Origin of the sequence: Xanthomonas maliensis (genome assembly GCF_009192945.1) — a bacterium.
Taxonomy (GTDB): Bacteria; Pseudomonadota; Gammaproteobacteria; order Xanthomonadales; family Xanthomonadaceae; genus Xanthomonas; species Xanthomonas maliensis.
On the sequence record NZ_NSET01000090.1, the window covers coordinates 1 to 17,166 of the forward strand.

At 65.1% G+C, this 17,166-nt stretch carries 9 protein-coding genes; 3 read left to right on the plus strand and 6 right to left on the minus strand.

Annotation, left to right across the window (positions count from 1 at the left end):
* Nucleotides 1-232 precede the first annotated feature (232 nt).
* The 5 genes from CKY51_RS21190 to CKY51_RS21220 form a co-directional block, all read right to left on the minus strand.
* The gene (locus CKY51_RS21190; RefSeq protein WP_152249912.1) at nt 233-679 is read right to left on the minus strand and encodes a hypothetical protein; all 447 of its coding nucleotides are present in this window, start codon (nt 677-679) and stop codon (nt 233-235) included.
* A 1,369-nt stretch (nt 680-2,048) separates the two neighbouring features.
* Entirely contained in the window at nt 2,049-2,432 is a 384-nt protein-coding gene (locus tag CKY51_RS21205) for a hypothetical protein (RefSeq protein ID WP_152249914.1), read from the minus strand.
* 60 nt (nt 2,433-2,492) lie between these two features.
* Nucleotides 2,493-2,702 (minus strand): hypothetical protein, encoded by a 210-nt coding sequence (locus tag CKY51_RS21210; RefSeq protein WP_022971620.1) that lies wholly within the window; start codon nt 2,700-2,702, stop codon nt 2,493-2,495.
* Between the two features lie 285 nt (nt 2,703-2,987).
* On the minus strand, nt 2,988-6,833 hold the full coding sequence (locus tag CKY51_RS21215) for a LamG-like jellyroll fold domain-containing protein (RefSeq protein ID WP_152249924.1): 3,846 nt from the start codon (nt 6,831-6,833) through the stop codon (nt 2,988-2,990).
* A 512-nt stretch (nt 6,834-7,345) separates the two neighbouring features.
* Nucleotides 7,346-10,132, minus strand: a complete 2,787-nt coding sequence (locus CKY51_RS21220) for a TonB-dependent receptor (protein ID WP_152249916.1) — start codon at nt 10,130-10,132, stop codon at nt 7,346-7,348.
* Nucleotides 10,133-10,408: 276 nt separating this feature from the next.
* Here CKY51_RS21220 and CKY51_RS21225 point away from each other — a divergent pair, with 276 nt between their 5' ends.
* Nucleotides 10,409-11,431 carry a sugar kinase gene (locus CKY51_RS21225; RefSeq protein WP_022971615.1) on the plus strand — a complete coding sequence of 341 codons (1,023 nt, stop codon included), beginning with the start codon at nt 10,409-10,411 and terminating at the stop codon, nt 11,429-11,431.
* A gap of 352 nt (nt 11,432-11,783) precedes the next feature.
* Here CKY51_RS21225 and fabV read toward each other — a convergent pair whose 3' ends face one another.
* A complete protein-coding gene (gene fabV / locus CKY51_RS21230) occupies nt 11,784-12,995 on the minus strand; it encodes an enoyl-ACP reductase FabV (protein WP_031339166.1) in 1,212 nt (403 codons plus the stop codon).
* 328 nt (nt 12,996-13,323) lie between these two features.
* On the opposite strand from fabV, the gene CKY51_RS21235 reads away from it, so the two are divergent.
* Together CKY51_RS21235 and CKY51_RS21240 are read left to right on the plus strand one after the other, a co-directional pair.
* Nucleotides 13,324-16,674: an nSTAND1 domain-containing NTPase gene (locus CKY51_RS21235; protein ID WP_152249918.1), complete on the plus strand. Its 3,351-nt coding sequence runs from the start codon at nt 13,324-13,326 to the stop codon at nt 16,672-16,674.
* Nucleotides 16,671-17,081: a hypothetical protein gene (locus tag CKY51_RS21240; RefSeq protein ID WP_244952564.1), complete on the plus strand. Its 411-nt coding sequence runs from the start codon at nt 16,671-16,673 to the stop codon at nt 17,079-17,081. Before CKY51_RS21235 ends, CKY51_RS21240 begins: the two co-directional genes overlap by 4 nt.
* The last annotated feature ends 85 nt before the right edge of the window (nt 17,082-17,166 follow it).

A 17,166-nucleotide genomic window follows, 5' to 3' on the forward strand; every position in this document is an offset into this window, starting at 1 on the left:
TATGCCGTTGAGGCACCAATCTTCCCCTTTGCCGTCAGGAGTGAAAATGGCGTTCTCGAAGTTGTAAAAGTATTCACCGCCATAGGCTGAATCTTTGGCGGATCCTGAGGCGCAAGCTGTCAGTGATGTGCAAATCACCATTGTCAAAACTGCCATATTCTTCATTGCTGCGCCCTAACACCTAAATTGAGCCGACTTGCGAAGCGGAATCGGCTTGAACGAATTGTTAGACCTAAATCCGCACCACGCCCTTGACCGTCAGGAGGTCTGGGTCAAGGACGAAATACGACGTGGAACCCGCGTTTTCCACCTTGTTTCGATAACAGATGACAGAGATACCCCGAACTCGCAGCTGCCCAACCAAAAAAGACTCTTGAACCTCGCGACTCAATTGAGCGTGGTTGATTAGCGCCCTAGCGCCATCAAAAAAGCCTTGGTCCAAAATCCTGCCGCCCTTCTCAAAGTAATCGTTAAGTGCGCAGAAGAGCGCAGCCCCTGTGTTCGCCCCCCAGTCTTCGACTTCGATGAGCTGATCCGTTACCTTCAACGAGCACGTGTGAAGGTAGCCCCCAGTATCGCGAACGCGGCCGAGCGCAGCTTCGCGATCTCCCACATGGACGCAAGGCCGGAAAGAGGACATCTGCTCTTGCCCGGCGTGAAAAACGACGATATCTGTCATTGAGGTCTAACGCTTGAATTAAGCCGACCCGCGAAGCAACTTCGGCTTGAATGAGTTGTTAGGCAGTGAGTGGCCACAAGGTTGGATGGTGCAACCATACTCCCCAGCACTGCCGCCTGGGCTGAGTGTGCCACAGCCTGCGCGATGGAGCTTGCCCAGCGACGCGCCGATGCGTGCTGCCACCGAAGCCAAGTGCAACGAGTGTAGCGCGGCAAAGGCGGACAAAGGCGAAGCACCGAACTTACCGCGCCCAGCAACGGTGCTGACTGCTCTCCGGAGCCGGCTGCCGGCATGCCAGGCAACCGACCGAAGCCGGGCCCACCAGCTGATTTGCTCCACCACCGCCTAGCGTGTGAATTAAGCCGACCCGCGAAGCGGGTTCGGCTTGAATGAATTGTTAGGCCTCACAGCGCCCCAGACAAGGAGCTGAAAACGGCGGTGGGTGCTTGGGACAAGCAAGCAACCAGAGCCGACCGGCTTGGAGCGCCACCAGGGCCGAGTGAAGCGTGCGACACAATCAGCGTAGAACCCGCCCAATGCAGGCCAAAACTACCAGTGCCGCCATTGATATAGGACGCACGTAGCAGATATGGCTTGGTCTGTGCAGGGCACACAAAGTCGGGTCGGCCAAAATAGGTCACGCCACTTTGCTCTTGAGCTAAGAACGTAGCATCAGCGAGCCATACCTCAGCCGCGCCCAGTTTTGACGCCGGAACCTCAAAGAAGGAGCCCGAAGCAACCTCGGTCCAGTCGCGCCAAGTGCCGGCCGAAGAAGGAGCCTGCTCAAGCCAAGTCGTCGAAGGCGCGGCCACGACCGGAGACACTAGGAACACCAACAATAAGTTTGCGAGATGTCTCATGTGAGGCCCAACTCCGGAGTTGAGCGGCGGCGTAGCCGTCCGACTCGAATGGTCTGTTAGCTAGAGCAGCCTACCTTGAAACCAACTTTTTGATGAGCTTGGAGCCAAGAATGGTTTCAAGTTGAAGGTCTTGAGCTTGTGTTGTGTTGCCCCAGGGGTGGGATGCTTCGAGGAGGAACGAGGCGAAACGGTCGCCACCCGGAAAGTGGAGTTGAGGTAAACCTCGGGGTCAGGTTGACTTATTAATTGCACCTGACCCCGTTCTTTTTTCCTTCTTTTCCGGTCTCGGCCTGCTTGAGTACGGCGATGATCTGGCTGTCGGTAAAGCGTGACTTTTTCATGGGATCTCCTCGGGATCAGATTACGAGAAAATTCCACTTATGGCTGCTGGTGGATTTTGGGGGGATTACCGCCGATGGCGCTGATGGCTGACGAGGCTACGCAAATCATATCCATCGATTTTCCTAGCGCTTGAATTGAGTGGCACCACGTCGCGGCGACTGTTCGAATCAACTGTCAGTACGAAGCTTCGTCATCTTGCGACGGCGAGCCAGCAGCATGCGGAGTATCAGGAGTGCAGGAAATGCAAGGACAGCAACTCGCATCTGAAGCGTTGGCGTGACGCCCTCTTTCGGCCAGAAGCAAAGCCAGATCGCGAGTGCCGCGAGGCAGCACAGTGTCAGCATCAGCAATCGCTTGGCAGCGCGTAAGGAAAACGGCGTTGCCAGCGCAGGAGCGGCCATCACCAGAAATCCAATTCCGCTGATCAATGCGCCCGTCTGCCCCTCACGTACCTGGCCTGCTGCAAACAGCGCCACCAGCAATGCGCCTGTCGCTGCGAGCATGACACCGGCAAGGCCGGCTAGCAGCTTCAGGAGTTTTTGATAGCGCATTCTTCGCGTCCCAGTTCTTGCATTACGCTGCACTTCCGAGTGGCGCTGGCTTGAGACCTGCTAGGACTTGTGACGCCGATAGTGATTGTTGGTACTTGTGCTGCGGTAGCTGCCACCCTTGTGCGAGGCGCCGTGGCCTCCGCTGTAGTGACCGCCATGACTGGTGGTGTGGTGCGTGCCGGCGGCCCTGACGCGCGCTTGCGCGGATGCGGTGAACAATCCCAGCGCGGCCACACTCGGTGCCACGATGCGCCATGCCTTGCTCAACATTGTTCTTCCCCCTGAAGAAATGTGTGGCTTTGCGGCTGCATTACATACTGCGTGACTTGATCCTCGCCGAGTTTTGGGGTTGCGTCAATGCGCTTGCGCTGCTGATACCTGGCGTTATCGGCTTTGCCCTCATCCGCCCTTCGGGCACCTTCTCCCGCATACGGGAGAAGGGCTTGACGCGTTGAGCGACTCAGGCACCTTCTCCGGTATACGGGAGAAGGGTTTGGCGCGTTGGGCTACTCGGGCCCTTCTCCCGCGAGCGGGAGAAGGGATTGGTGTGTTGGGTTATTGGCTGTTTTTTTCGGTTGCCGGCTTGGCCGGGGTGGGTAGAGCGAGATGATTGTTGAGGCCGGTTATCTCTGGGACGTTGCCTTCGGTCACCACACGCAAATGCGCGGCTTTTAGATTTGCCGCGTTGGTTAGCGGCAGGCGTACCTGGGTGGTGATTGGCTGCAGATCGCGTGGTGCGGCAAGCGCCGGAAAAGCCGCCCGCGCCAGCTCTTTCCCACGCGCATCTTCCAGCACCACAACCCCCGCCGGTGCATCGGCATGGCCGAGGCTGTGAACGATCACCTCGATGGCATCGGCGGTGACGCGCACATCGCCATGGCCGATACCCAGGTCCGGGCGTAGTTCGACCGGGGTGGCTTCCGCAATGCGTTCGAGCTGCAGCACGGTGGTGCGGCTCGCAGGAAAATCGATGTCGATGGCCGCGCTTTTTTCGAAGGCCACCTCGCGCGTAGTGCCGGTGCCGTCGATCTTGCCGTCGCCGTCGCGGTCCACGCCCTGGGTGATGCGCCATTGGCCGGGGGCGACGTTCCAGCCGGTCATGCTGGCGCGCTGCGAGGTGCTGGATGTGTTGTAGGCGATGACGGTGAAACGGTCCTGTTTTGGCGCAGGAATGGCGATGGCGACCTGGGTGGCGGCTTCGGGTTCAGCGAAGCGCCAGCTCACGGTGTGGCCCGGGTAGGTCTGGTTGCGCTTGAGGGCCACGCCGCCTAAGCGTGCGCGCTGCAGGTTGACCGTGGGGGATTCGACGCGGTCGCTCCACCAGTGGCCTTCGGTGTTCATGTAGAAGTTCTGCAGCTTGTCGCGCGCCTCGGCGCGGTACAGGGTGGTGAGATAGTCGAAATTGCCGGTCTGTTCCCAGGCGACGTGATGTGGGAAGTCCGGGGCGCTGCCGTCGTCGCTGTTGGCGGCATCGAGCAGCGTGCCGCTCCAGTCGTTGCGCTTGCCCATGACGTCGAGGACGTTTTCGTTGAGCAGCGACAGTCCATTGGGGCCGCTGTTGGCGACGCGGTAGTCGATGGGTTTGAGATAGCGCGCATCCCCTGTCCAGCGGTACGCGGCCCAGAAGGTATGCAAGGTGTCGGCGCCGCCGCTGCCTTCGAACAGGCTGCCGCCACGGGTCTTGCCGGTGGCCCAGTTGATCTCGTTGGGCAGCGCCCAGTTGCCCTTGGCATCGGTATAGGCGTGGGCGAGATAGCCGTCGGCCAGGCCGGTGATGATGCGGCGGCTATTGGGATCGGCGTTGTAGCCGCCCAGCAGTAGCGCCGGATGCAGGATGGGGAACGAGTATGGCTTTTGCCATTGCCAGTTGGGCTCGCGGTAGACCTTGCGGCCGCCGAACCAGTTGCTGGCGAACAGCAGGTGGCCTTGCGGGTTGACCTGGATGATGCGGTCGAAGGCCTTGACGGTTTCCATCAGGCGCTCGACCGTGCGCGGGTCGCCCCAGTTGAGATACAGCAAGGCGCTGTTGATGTTGATGCCTTCCTCGTAGGAATGCAGTTCATCGGTCTCGATGGTGGACAGGCCGTTGGTGAACATGCCATTGCGATAGTTGGCCGCGGACAGTGCCAGCATCGAGGCATTGATGATGTCCGGGTCCACGCCCATCAGGGCGACACCGGGCCATTGCTGCACCAGGTCCGAGTCGTCGGAGATGCCGCCGCCGAAGTCGCCGTAGTCCACCTGGCGCTCGTCGATCCACCAGCGGAGGTAACGGCGGGTGGCCTTGAGGTCTTCCAGCTGCCAGAACGCCCAGGCGGGGACGCCCTTGGGGACGGCTGGCATGTCGACCGGCAGCGTGCCCTGGTTGCCGTAGCTGATGTCGTTCCAGTATTCGCGGCCCAGCGCGTGATCGGGGTCCACGCGCAACAGGTCGGTCATGTCGGCATCCAGGCGCTTGTAGAGCAGTTGGCGCTTGGAAGTGGTGTGTTCTTCGACCAGGAAGCCCCAGTTGTCCTTGACCTGGTTGAAGCGGTCGGCCACGTGCTCCTTGATGGCCTCGGCGCGCGGTTTGAACACCAGCTGCAGCTGGGTGCCATCGAGCGCCTTGGCATCGAAGCCGGGGGCGGCGGCGGCGATGCTGAGCATCAGGCTGTCGTTGCTGAGGATGCGGTCGCGCAGGTCCAGCCACAGCGTGCGGGCCTGCCCCGGGACGACCGCGACCGAGACGTCGATCATGTCGCGCGCCGGCCAGATCGGGTCCTTGATGCGGATGTTGAGCGGAATGCTGCCGTTGTGGGTGGCCGGCAGGTTCAGCGCCGGCAAGGTGATGGCGATGCCGTCCAGGCCGTCGTGCATGTTTTCCCAGCCGTAGGCCCAGCTGCGCATCAGGGGCTGGTCCGACGGCGGGTCGCCCAGGCTGGACGGCACCAGGATGTGCACGATGGGCTGCTGCCCGGCGCTGGCGGTCTTGTCGGCCGGGCGCTTACGTGCCGGCGCCTTGGTGGGCAGCGCGACCACGGTCTGGCGTTCCCCCGGCGGATAGCGACCGGCGATGACGGCGCGCAGCGCCGCCAGGTTGTCGTAGTCGGGCTGGATGTCGCTGCGCACGGTGTAGCTGAGCTGCGCGCTGCCCTTGGGCACCTCGCCCGGCTGCACGTCGTAGGCCCAGATTTCCTGGATCGGGGTTTCCTGCGCAGTGTTGGCAAAGCGCAGGCTGCCGCCACGGCGTTCGACGAACTGGTCCACGCTGCGGACCACGCCTTGCTGGCGGGCGAACAAGGGCTGCGGTTGTGCGTTGGGCGCGGCATAGGTGGCCTGGCCATAGGCGGCGCCGCGCAGCTCGATGCGGTTGAAGGGTTCGTCCGGCAGGGTCAGGTCCAGCGCCTTGCCGCCTTCGACATAGGTGTTCCAGTCCGGCAGTTCGAAGTAGTCGTCGCGCCCGGGCAGGCGCGAGCGGTTGTAGACGCCCGGCCAGGTGGTTTCGGCGATGCCGTCGGTGGCCTTCCACATCCATTGCTTGAGATCGCGCGCATCGGCGAATTCCACCTTGCGGATGCGGGTGACTGCGGCATCCAGCAGCGGCGGTGCGTGGCCGTTGTCCCAGCCAAAGCGATGCAGGAAGGCGGCATGCGCGCGGTCGCGCACGCTGGGCTCGGCGGTGGTGGGGTCCTGCAACCGCGCCAGCGCGGCGGCGCCTGCGCCGTCGAGCATGCGGTCGTAGATGCGGATCTCGTCGAAGTCGCTGCCGCGCAGGAAGTTGTAGCGGCTCTGCACCTGGTGCGGCGACATCACCCGGCCGGCCAGGCCGAATTGATCGAGCGCAGCATCGAAGTCGAGCGAGCCGCCGTTGGCGCAGGGCGCACCGCAGTCCGCACGCGCCGCCTCCTTGCCATCCACGTACAGACGCACGCCGCGGGTTTCATCCCAGGCAAAGGCGATATGGGTCCAGTCGCTGGCTGCAGGGGGTTTGTCGAGCTTGAAGGAGACACGGGTGCGCGCGAGATTGGCGTCGGTGACGAAGGCATCGAAGCCGTGGCCATTCCAGTCGATGCGCAGCCAGGCCATGTCCCAGCTGGTGTGGTCGGCGTAGCCGACGCGGAAGATCACGAACGGCGCTTCGCCGACCGGATAGCGCGAGCGCCAGAAGAAACTGAGCGTGCCGCGTTGGGTGTAGAGATTGCCGGGCGCATTCCACGACAGCACACCGTCGTCGGCCCATTCGATGGCACTGCCGCGCTTGCCGGTGGGGACCAGGGCGACCTTGTCGCGGAAATTCGGCACGCGATCGCCACCGGCGACGTCGGCCTCCAGGCTGTGATCGGCGGACACGCGGAACAGCAGTTCCGGTGCATCCACCGACGCTGCGCCTACCGGCAACGCCATCAGCCACAGCACACCCATCCACCACTTCTGCACGCTCACTGCCTCACTCCTTCAACTTCTGCCGATGCCGACATGCGGCGGCGGCGACACATGACACCGGCCGGCCATCGGCACGTCGCCGTGGCGAGGGCCGTCCTGCCTTGCCGTTGCCGGTACGGCGTGGGCGTCATTCCCATGCCTGGCGACAGCGGAGGCGTGTATGCAATGGCCCTGCACTGCCTGCCAGCGGATGGCAACGCGTGGCGAGGGCACACGCGGGATCGGGATGACATGCTGACCCACCGCTCTGCCATGGTCCAGCCGTCGCAGGTCGTGGATGTCGTGGCGGCGCGTGCCATGCGATGCGACGCTGCCACGCCAGCATGCGTGGACAACCACTGCCAACGCAGTCGCCGATCGACCTGGCGACGGCGGTCGCCCTGACCGGGCGCGGCTTGCCGCATTACGGCCACCTGGCCACCGCGATCGGCTGGCGATCTTCCCCACATGCGATCCGGCCCGCGGCAGCGTAAGCCGCGGGCCGGTACAGGTCAGAACTTGTAGCGCAGGCCGAGCAGATACTGACGGCCGGTTTCGGTGTACTGCAGCGGCAGACGTCCAGTCCGTGGCGAGGACACCCACTCATCGGAGGCTTCGTTGGTTAGATTGATGCCTTCCAGGCTCAGCTCCAGCTGCTTGCTGATCTTGTAGCGCAAGGAGGCGTCGATCATGGTGGTGCCGGTCATGCCGTGCACGCCATCGACGTTGAAGCCGGCTTCGGTGCCCGGTGCCTGGGTCAGGTAGTCGTCGCGATTGGTGGCCGAGACGCGACCGGCAAACACTTCGCCTTCGTAGAACAGCGTGGCGTTCCACGAGGAGCGCGACAGCCCGAGCAGGTCGTTCTTCATCACCGGTGCGCCGGTGCTGGAGAGGTACTGGATCTGCGAATCCACCCAGGTGTAGTTCAACTGCACGCCCAGGTTGGCCCACTTGCCCGGCAGGAAGGTGAAGGGCTGCACGTAGTTGGCTTCCACGCCCTTCAACTCGCCGCCCGGGGTGTTGAGCGGGATGCTGAAGACGAAGTCGTCGTTGACGGTGGCGCCGGTGCCATCCAGCAGCGAGGCCGGCAGGCCGCTGCTGGAGTACGGACGCACTTCGCGCGCCGTCTGGATGAAGCTCTTGATGTCCTTGTAGAACAGGCCCAGGCCCAGCAGCGCGCCTTCGTTGAAGTACCACTCCAGGCCCAGGTCGACGTTGGTGGCTTCGATCGGATCCAGGTTCGGGTTACCACCAGCGACGGTACGCGCGCCACCAGCCACGGCGACGGTCACGCCCGGCGTCAGGCTGCCCAGGCCGGGACGGCTCATGACCTTGGCCGCGCCCAGGCGCAGCAGCAGGTCCGGGGTCAGTTCGGCCACCAGGTTGAACGAGGGCAAGGTGTTGTTGTACGTGCGGTTGGTGCTGGTCAGCGCCGGTGCGTTGTTGATCAAGGCGTAGCCGGTGGACTCCTGCTCGGTCCGCACATAGCGCACGCCGAAGTTGCCCGACAGCGGAATCGCGCCGATTTCGGTGGAGAACTCGCCCATCAACCAGACGCCGCGATCCTTTTCCTCGACGCTGCGGCTGTTGTTGACGCGCGGTGCCACCGCAAAGGTGCCGCTGTTGCCGTAGATGCCGAACAGGTCGGCCACGCCGTCCAGGTTGGGGATGACCCAGTTGGACGGGCTGCCGCTGATGCCCTTGAGGCCGGCCTGTTCGGTCAAGCCCACCGGCACGATGCGGCTGCCATCGGCGAAGGTCGGCACGGCCAATTCGTTGGCGCGGCGCAGCTCCACCGTGCTGAAGGTGTAGTTCTTGGCCAGTGCACCGCCCTTGAGGCGGAAGCCGGGGCTGATGTTCCAGTTGAAGTCGACCTGGGCGGTATCGAAGTCGTTGTCCACCGATTGCGGACGCAGGCGGATTTCCGCCAGTTCCCACCCGGCCGGATTGGTCGGGTCGATGCCGTAGTTCAGCACCGGCGCACGCGAGTTGCCGCGGTAGTCGTAGCTGTAACCGTCGACGTCGTACTTGTCCATGATGATGGTGGTCTGGACAGGATTCTTGTGCGCCGAGCGCGAGGTCCCGAGCCGGCCCTTGACGCTGAAGGCGTCGCTGAAGCGATGATCGACGTCGAAGCTGATCTGCTTGAACTCGGTGCTCCACTCGTCGTGGCGGTTCTCCGAGCGGATATCGACATTGTCGAACTCGCCGTAGACCAGGGCGTTGTTGCGAATCTCGCCGTTGCGCACGATGGTGTTCGGCTTGCCGTCGCGGTCGGGACGGCGCGCGGCACCGGTGGCCGAGTCGCGATTGCGGCTGAAGGAGATCGCCTCGATGTAATGCTCATCGCGGGTGGCATCGATCTTGGAGTACAACGCATCCAGCGACAGCGTGGTGTTGTCGCCCGGCTTCCACTGCAGCGAGCCGGTGACGCCGATCCGGTCCTGGTCGTGCATCATCTGCACATAGCGCGGAAAGCGCGGGTGGTAAACATCGGCCGAACGCGCCGCCGCATACGGCGAGGCCGCATTGAAGCCGCCGTTGCTGGTGCCGTTGGCCCAGCGGCCGGTGTTGGAGCCTTCTTCCAGCACTTCGCGCTGCGTGTAGGCCACCGACAGCAGTGCGCCGAAGGTATTGTCGGCCCAGGTATTGGAGATCAGCGCCGCCACCCGCGGGTTGGCCTTCTCGGCCATCGCGTTGTACGAGGCCTGGGTGCTGGCAGCCAGGGTGAAACCGTTGTAGTCGAACGGACGGGCGGTACGCAGGTCGACGGTGGCGCCCAGCGAGCCTTCTTCCACATCGGCCGAGGCGGTCTTGCGCGCGATCAGCTGCGAGAACAGGTCCGAGGCGAACACGTTGAAGTCGAAGCCACGGCCGCGGTTGGTGCCGCCGCTCTGGTCGCCGGAGCCGACGGTGGTCAGCGCCTCCATGCCGTTGATGCGCACGCGCGTGAATTCCGGACCCAGGCCGCGCACGGTGATGGCACGGCCTTCGCCGGCATCACGTGTGATCACCACGCCGGGGATGCGTTGCAGCGACTCGGCCAGGTTGAGGTCGGGGAACTTGCCGATGTCTTCGGCGACAACGGCGTCGATCACCCCTGCCTCGCCGCGCTTGATGTCCAGCGCCTTCTCGACGCTGGCCCGGTAACCGGTCACCGTGACGGTGTCCAGATCCACGGCGGGCTCAGCCGGCGATTGGGCGGCTTGCTGCGCGGCAGCCTGGCCGCTCAGCGCCAGTCCGATCGACAGCGCCAATAAGGTAACCGGTGTCTTTCGGTTAGTGGTCCGAACTTGCATGTCCTCCCCTCCCAAGGGTCCATGAACAACGTGGTGCATCTGGTTGTATGCGGCAATGACACCGCTGGTCAAAACGGACGTTATCAGCTGAACACCGCTGTAACATCTTGCAGCGCAGCAGAAAACGCCGCAAAAGTGCGCTTGGGAGATGAGCCCAGGTCTCGAAGCGTTGTAGGCTGGCTGCACCGAGGGCGGCCGAGCGCCGCTAGAATGACACCGCTAGTCAACCCGTTGCCGCCGTTGCCGGCGAGCGCCCATTGCGTCGAGGTGAGTCCGATGAATCGTGCCCGTGTCGTGTGTTTTGGCGAACTCTTGCTGCGTCTGGGAGCGCCTGGCCACGAGCTGTTGCTGCAGCAGCCGCGGCTGGACGTGCATTGCGGCGGGGCCGAGGCCAACGTCGGCGTCTCGCTGTCCCACTTCGGCCATGAGGTGGCGATGGTCAGCACGGTGGCGGACAACCCGCTCGGCGCCGCAGTGACCGGGGAACTGCGCCGTCACGGCGTGGATACACGGCATGTGAAACGCGTCGACGGGCGGATGGGACTGTATTTTCTGACCACCGGTGCCATTCACCGCCCGAGCGAGGTCATCTACGACCGTGCCGACTCGGCGTTCGCGCTGGCGGCGGCCGATGCCTACGATTGGCCGCGCCTGCTGCAGGGAGCGCAGTGGCTGCACCTGTCCGGGGTCAGCCCGGCGCTGGGTGCGGCCGTGGCCGAGGCGACGCTGGCGGCGGCGCGCGCCGCGCGCGCGGCCGGGGTGAAGGTCAGCTTCGACGGCAACTACCGTCCCAAGTTGTGGCAGCGTTGGCAGGGCGATGCTGCCGGCATCCTGCGCGAACTGTTCGCCTGCGCCGACGTGGTCTTCGCCGACTATCGCGACATCGGCGTGGTGCTCGGCGGCGAGTTCACCCAGCCCACGCTGGAGCAGCGGGTAGAGGCCGCCGCACGGCAGGCGTTTGCCGCCTTTCCGCAGTTGCAGCTGATGGCCTGCACGCAGCGCGTGGCGCACAACGTGGACCATCACAGCCTGGCGGCGATGCTGGTGCCGCGCGATGGTGCGGTGGCGCGGGCGCCGAGCGAAGAGCTCACGCCGATCATCGACCGGATCGGTGGCGGCGATGCCTTCGCCGCTGGCGTGCTGCACGGCCTGATCGAAGGCTGGTCGCTGGAGGATACGGTGCGCTTCGGCCTGGCCGCCGGCTGCCTGAAGCATTCGATCCCGGGCGATTTCAATCCGTTGTCGGTGGCCGACGTGCAGGCCTGCGTGGGCGAGGCACGTTTCGATGTGAAGCGATAAACGGCGGACGGACGTGCATCGATGCCGTGTGCTGCGCGGATGGTCGCTCGCGGCAGTGGCGGTGATCGACGCGAGGTGCGCGCGATCCGGTTGCCGCTCCCGCCCGCGAGAAGAAGCCGCTCGCACAGCGCACCAGCGGTAGGCCCATCCGGGTAACGCCAGCGCGGCGCTGACGCGCTGGCGGGCCTGCACGGCGCGCATGCCGCATGCGCGCGACATCCTCGCGACGCACGCGCAAACGAAAACGGCTGGCAATCGCTGCCAGCCGCTTCCCGACCCGAGTTCCGGAAAAAACGCGCGGACCGGGGCTGCGCGTGTTGCGCATGCCCCATTCCGATTGCCAAATCCGGCGTTATCCCGCCAAGTCGATGCAATCGAACGTCACGTCCGGATCCACATCGGCGTCGTAGTCGACGTCGCTGCGTTCGAAGCCGAACAGCTTGAGGAACTCGTGCTTGTAACCGGCGTAGTCGGTGAGCTGGAACAGGTTCTCGGTCGTGACCTGCGGCCACAGCGCCTTGCAGGCATTCTGCACGTCGTCGCGCAGTTCCCAATCGTCCAGGCGCAGGCGATTTTCGTCGTCCACCTCGGCCGGCTGGCCATCCTGGCGGTACAGGCGCTCGCGGAACAGGCGGTCGAGCTGATCGATGGTGCCTTCGTGCAAGCCCTTTTCCTTCATGATCTTGTAGACCATGGAGATGTACAGCGGCATCACCGGGATCGCCGCGCTGGCCTGGGTCACCACCGATTTGAGCACCGCCACATTGGCGCCGCCACCGTGCGCGCGCAGGCGCGCATCCAGCCGCTGGGCGGTCTGATCCAGATCGACCTTGGCCTTGCCCAGTGCGCCATGCCAGTAGATCGGCCAGGTGATCTCGGTGCCGATGTAGCTGAAGGCCACGGTGCGGGCGCCATCGGCCAGCACGCCGGCAGCGGCCAGCGCATCGATCCACAGCTCCCAATCCTGGCCGCCCATCACGGTGACGGTATCTTCGATCTCCTGCTCAGTGGCCGGCTCGATCGAGGCCTGGATGATGGTGTCCTTGTTGGTGTCGATCGCGGTGGCGGTATAGGTCTGGCCGATCGGCTTGAGCGCCGAGCGCTTGACCTCTCCGCTGGCCGGCAGCTTGCGCACCGGCGAGGCCAGCGAATACACCACCAGGTCGACGTGGCCGCCCATCTCGTTCTTGATCAGGTCGATCACCTGCGCGCGCGCGGCATCGGAGAATGCATCGCCGTTGATCGAGCGGCTATACAGTCCCGCCGCCTTGGCATGCTTGTCGAAGGCGGCGGAGTTGTACCAGCCAGCGGTGCCGGCCTTGCTCGCGCTACCGGGTTTTTCGAAGAACACCCCCAGCGTATCGGCACCGAAGCCGAATGCGGCGGTGATGCGCGAGGCCAGGCCGTAGCCGCTGGAGGCGCCGATCACCAGCACCTTCTTCGGGCCATCGTTGCGCACGCCGCGCGCGCGGGTCGCCTCGATCTGTTCGAGGACATTGCGCTCGCAACCGAGCGGATGCGTGGTCGTGCAGATGAAGCCGCGCACTTTGGGATGGATGATCAACGGGTCTTCCTCATCGACGAATGCTGGCGGCATCTTAGGGCGGTGTGCGCCACAACGGTAGGCCATGCGCTACCGCATGGCGGCGAGGGCGGCTTGCACCCCGTCTGTCGCCGCATCCGCGCCAGCCGATGGCTGCGCGGCGAACCGCGCGTGTGGCACGCTGCGGCCGGCCACACGACACCGCGGCAGCGCACACGCACGAGCGCGACGGCGGTCGAATCCAGGCATGGCGGCCTATGCTATTTTTTCTCGCCATCTGCCGTGCCGCACCCGGTCGCCGCCAACGCGAGCGCCCAGGCTCCTTTTCGTTGGACGACCGGTTCCCTGCATGCCTGTTCGAAGCGAGCGCATTACGCAGCTGGGCTCGGTGCCGCGCTTTCGGCTGGGCGAGTGGTTGGTCGAACCGGAGCGTCTGGCGCTGCACGATCAGCGCCAGACGGTGCTGTTGGAACCGCGCATGATGGAGGTACTGATCGCCCTGGCCGAGCGCGCCGGCGAGGTCGTCAGCGCCGAACAGTTGTTGATCGAGGTGTGGCAGGGCAGCTTCTACGGCGATAACCCGGTCCACAAGACCATCGCCCAGCTGCGCCGCCGGCTCGGCGACGACAGCCGGCAACCGCGCTATATCGAAACCATCCGCAAGCGCGGCTACCGCTTGCTGCCGCCGGTCGTGTTTCCGCAGGACTACCGCGGCGCAGTGCCGGCCACGCCGACCTGGACGCAGGGCAGCCCGTTCGTGGGGCTGGAAGCCTTCGATCCCGCACATGCAGAGGTGTTCTGCGGTCGCAGTCACGCCATCGCGCAGGTGCTGACCGCGCTGCGCGCGCAGCTGCAGCGTGGCCGCGGATTGGTGGTGATCAGCGGCGGTAGCGGCTGCGGCAAGACCTCGCTACTGCGCGCCGGCGTGCTGCCGCTGCTCACCCGCGCCAGCGGCCTGGACGGGCTGCAGGCGGCGGCCGTGGGGTATTGCACGCTGGCAGCCTGTCGCGGCGGCGATGTGCGCGCCGCGCTGGTGCGGGCGCTGAGCGACTGGGACGTGGACGGACGGCCGGTGTTCTCACCGGCCCAGCTGGCGCAGCTGCCGGACTGGTTGGAGGCACCGGCGCCGTTGCACGCGGCGGTCGCCGAGGCCTTGCGGCGCACCGCCCCGCTACGCGGCGGCGAGCCGGTCCAGCGCCACCTGCTGTTGGTGATCGACCATGCCGAGGCCATGGTGTCCACGCCGGGCATCGACGGGCGCGATCGCCACGCGCTGGCAGCCGCATTGCAGGCGCTGTGCCGCAGTGCGCAGGTGGCGGTGCTGCTGCTGACCCGCAGCGATTTCTATCCGCGTCTGATCGAAGCCGTGCCGGTCGTCGCCGAGCTCAAGCAAGGCGATGGCCATCTGGACTTGCTGGCACCGCGCGCGGGCGAGATTGCCCAGATCATCCGCGTGCCGGTGGCGATGGCCGGGCTGCAGTTCGAGGAAGATGCCGCCAGTGGCACCCGTCTGGACGATGTGCTGCGCGACGCCACTGCGCGCCAACCCGATGCGCTGCCACTGCTGCAACATCTGCTGCATGCGCTCTACCTGCGGCGCGACGATGGCGGCTTGCTCAGCTTTGCCGCCTACCATGCGCTCGGTGGCCTGGAAGGGGCGTTGGCGCGGCATGCCGAAGCGACCTTCGCCGCGTTGCCGCCACCGGCGCAGCAGGCCTTGGGGGAGGTGCTGGCGCATCTGAGCGTGATCCATCCCGACAGCGCGGCGGTGACCGCACGCTGGGTGGCGTGGTCGGCGTTGCCGAGTGCGGGACCTGCGCGCCGGTTGGCGGAGGCCTTCGTGCAGGCGCGGTTGTTCGTCGGCACACTGATCGCCGGCGAGGCCGGCTTTGCGCTCGCACACGAGGCGCTCCTGCGGCAGTGGCCGCGCGCGGTCGAATGGATCCACGAAAACCGGCGGTTGTTGCAGGCACGGCGGCGCCTGCAACTGGCTGCGCGACGCTGGGCCAGCGAAGGCCGTCGTCGCGATCATCTGCTCAACAGCGGGCGCCCTTTGAGCGAAGCGCGCGAAGCAGCACGCCGGCTGCCGCAGGACCTGGATGCGGCGGAACATGCGTTCCTGCGTGCCTGCGAACGCGCGCAGCGGCAACGCCGCGGCCTGTATGCGAGTGCTGCGGCCACCTTGGTGCTGCTGGCCAGCGCCTCGCTGCTGCTGGGTTGGCAAGCGCGCCAGGCGCAGCAGGTGGCCGAACGCCGGCGCGACGAGGCCCAACAACTGGTGGCCTATCTGCTCGGCGACCTGGCCGAGCAGTTGCGCACGCTGGGCAACCTCAAGCTGCTCGACAGCGTCGGCAATCGCGCCCTGCGCTACCTGCAGGACCTGCCGAGCGCCGGCATGCAGGCACCGGAACTGGTCAACCACGCCCGCGCATTGCGTACGACCGGCGAGGTGTTGATGAACCAGGGCAAGCTGGAGGAGGCACAGGCGGCATTCCTGCGCGCCTCGGTCATCGCCGACCAAGCGGCGCAGCGTGCTCCGCATCTACTGGAAGCGCGGGCAGAAACGGGGCAGGCAGCCTACTGGCGTGGCTATCTGGCTTATCAACGTAAGCAACCGGCGTTGGCGCGTGAGCACTGGTTGCGCTACTTGGCCATTGCCGAGGACTTGCAGCGTACCGCCCCGCAGGACCCACGCTGGCAGCTTGAACTGTCCTACGCGCTCACCAATCTCGGTTCGCTGGCGCAGAGCCAGGGCGATGCGGCCAGTGCCATTCCACTGTTCACTCGATCAATCGCGCTCAAACAAGGGGTGCTGGCCGTCGCGCCGGATAACGCCAGCGTGCGCTATGAATTGATCAATGGCCTGTCATGGCGCAGCTCCGCACAGGAGGCGCAAGGCCTGCTGGTGGATGCCGAAGCTGGATATCGTGAGCAGATCGCGATGCTGCGCACGCTGGTGGCGGCCGCGCCAGACGCCGACACCTGGAGGCGGCGGTTGGCTGCCTCGCTGCTGCTCGCATCCAACCTGGCGCTGGCACGCGGTCAAACCACACAGGCGCAGGCCGATGCACAGGCCACGGTGGCAATCCTGCAACCGTTGGTCACCCTGCAACCGGACAACCTGCAATGGCAGCGCGACCTGGCCCATGCTTACGCACAGGTCGGCTGGGCGGCGGCCCTGGATGGACGGTCCGCACAGGGACAACGTGCACTAGAGCAGGCGCAGCAACGCCTGGCGCCGTTGCTGCGGCAGGGGCAGGTGCTACCGGAATGGCAATGGCTGGATGCCGTGATTGCCCTGCGCCTGGCGTATCTGCAGCCGGCCGCGTCGCCCGCGCGCGCGGCGGCCCTGCAGGCCAGCGTCGCCCGGCTGGAGACCCTGCATCGCGGCCGGCCCCAGGATCCGCTGGGGCCGACCACGCTAGCCCATGCATTGGTCTGGCAAGGCGAACAATACGCCGTCGTCGGCGAGCTCGACGCCGCACATGGATGCTGGGAACGGGCGGTGGCGGTGCTCGGCGCCGACGTTTCTACCAGCCACAACAAAGCCCTGCTCGATCCGTGGATCCGTGCACAGATCCATCTGGGTCGGCAGGGGGCCGTCATGCAGCAACTCGGGTGGCTGTATCGGGCGGGCTACCGCCACCCGGGGTTCGTCTCCTTCTATGCCCCGCTCCTCCAGGAACAGACAACCTCATGACGGAACAGGAAAAAAAGATCGCCTGCCAGCCCCAACCGGTCAACATCGATTGCGCGATGTCGGTGGCTTATGTGGAGATTGGCGGCAATACCGGCCACGGCAAGTATCAGTATCACTTCCAGCCGTCGCTGATGCTGACGCCGAGCCAAGAGCGCAACGTGACCATGCGCTACCGGTTCGACGAAGCGGTGGGCTTCAATTTCAGGATCCGCAACCTGATCAGTTCCGATTCGCAGAATCAGATCAGCAACATCCAGTACTGCCCCGATGGTCGCTGGGTCTCGTTCCGCAACGCCAATGATCGTTCGACCCTGATTTTCTTCATGGTGGTCGTCGAGGACCTTCAACGCCGGGACGTCTTCAGCTGCGATCCGGAGGTTGGGAACGACCCGCAGATCACCCCATAAGCGTCCGCGCCGGACGGTGGCAACGGCCGCCGTCCGGGTCTTCCGCTCCTCGCGGCCATGGCGAGATTGCCGATGCAGCTGCCTT

Excerpts from the sequence above, each read along its gene's own strand:
- CKY51_RS21220 (WP_152249916.1), bottom strand. The coding sequence starts at position 10,132 with ATGCAAGTTCGGACCACTAACCGAAAGACACCGGTTACCTTATTGGCG.
- CKY51_RS21235 (WP_152249918.1), top strand. The coding sequence starts at position 13,324 with ATGCCTGTTCGAAGCGAGCGCATTACGCAGCTGGGCTCGGTGCCGCGC.
- CKY51_RS21190 (WP_152249912.1), bottom strand. The coding sequence starts at position 679 with ATGACAGATATCGTCGTTTTTCACGCCGGGCAAGAGCAGATGTCCTCT.
- CKY51_RS21205 (WP_152249914.1), bottom strand. The coding sequence starts at position 2,432 with ATGCGCTATCAAAAACTCCTGAAGCTGCTAGCCGGCCTTGCCGGTGTC.
- CKY51_RS21240 (WP_244952564.1), top strand. The coding sequence starts at position 16,671 with ATGACGGAACAGGAAAAAAAGATCGCCTGCCAGCCCCAACCGGTCAAC.
- CKY51_RS21210 (WP_022971620.1), bottom strand. The coding sequence starts at position 2,702 with ATGTTGAGCAAGGCATGGCGCATCGTGGCACCGAGTGTGGCCGCGCTG.
- CKY51_RS21215 (WP_152249924.1), bottom strand. The coding sequence starts at position 6,833 with ATGGGTGTGCTGTGGCTGATGGCGTTGCCGGTAGGCGCAGCGTCGGTG.
- CKY51_RS21225 (WP_022971615.1), top strand. The coding sequence starts at position 10,409 with ATGAATCGTGCCCGTGTCGTGTGTTTTGGCGAACTCTTGCTGCGTCTG.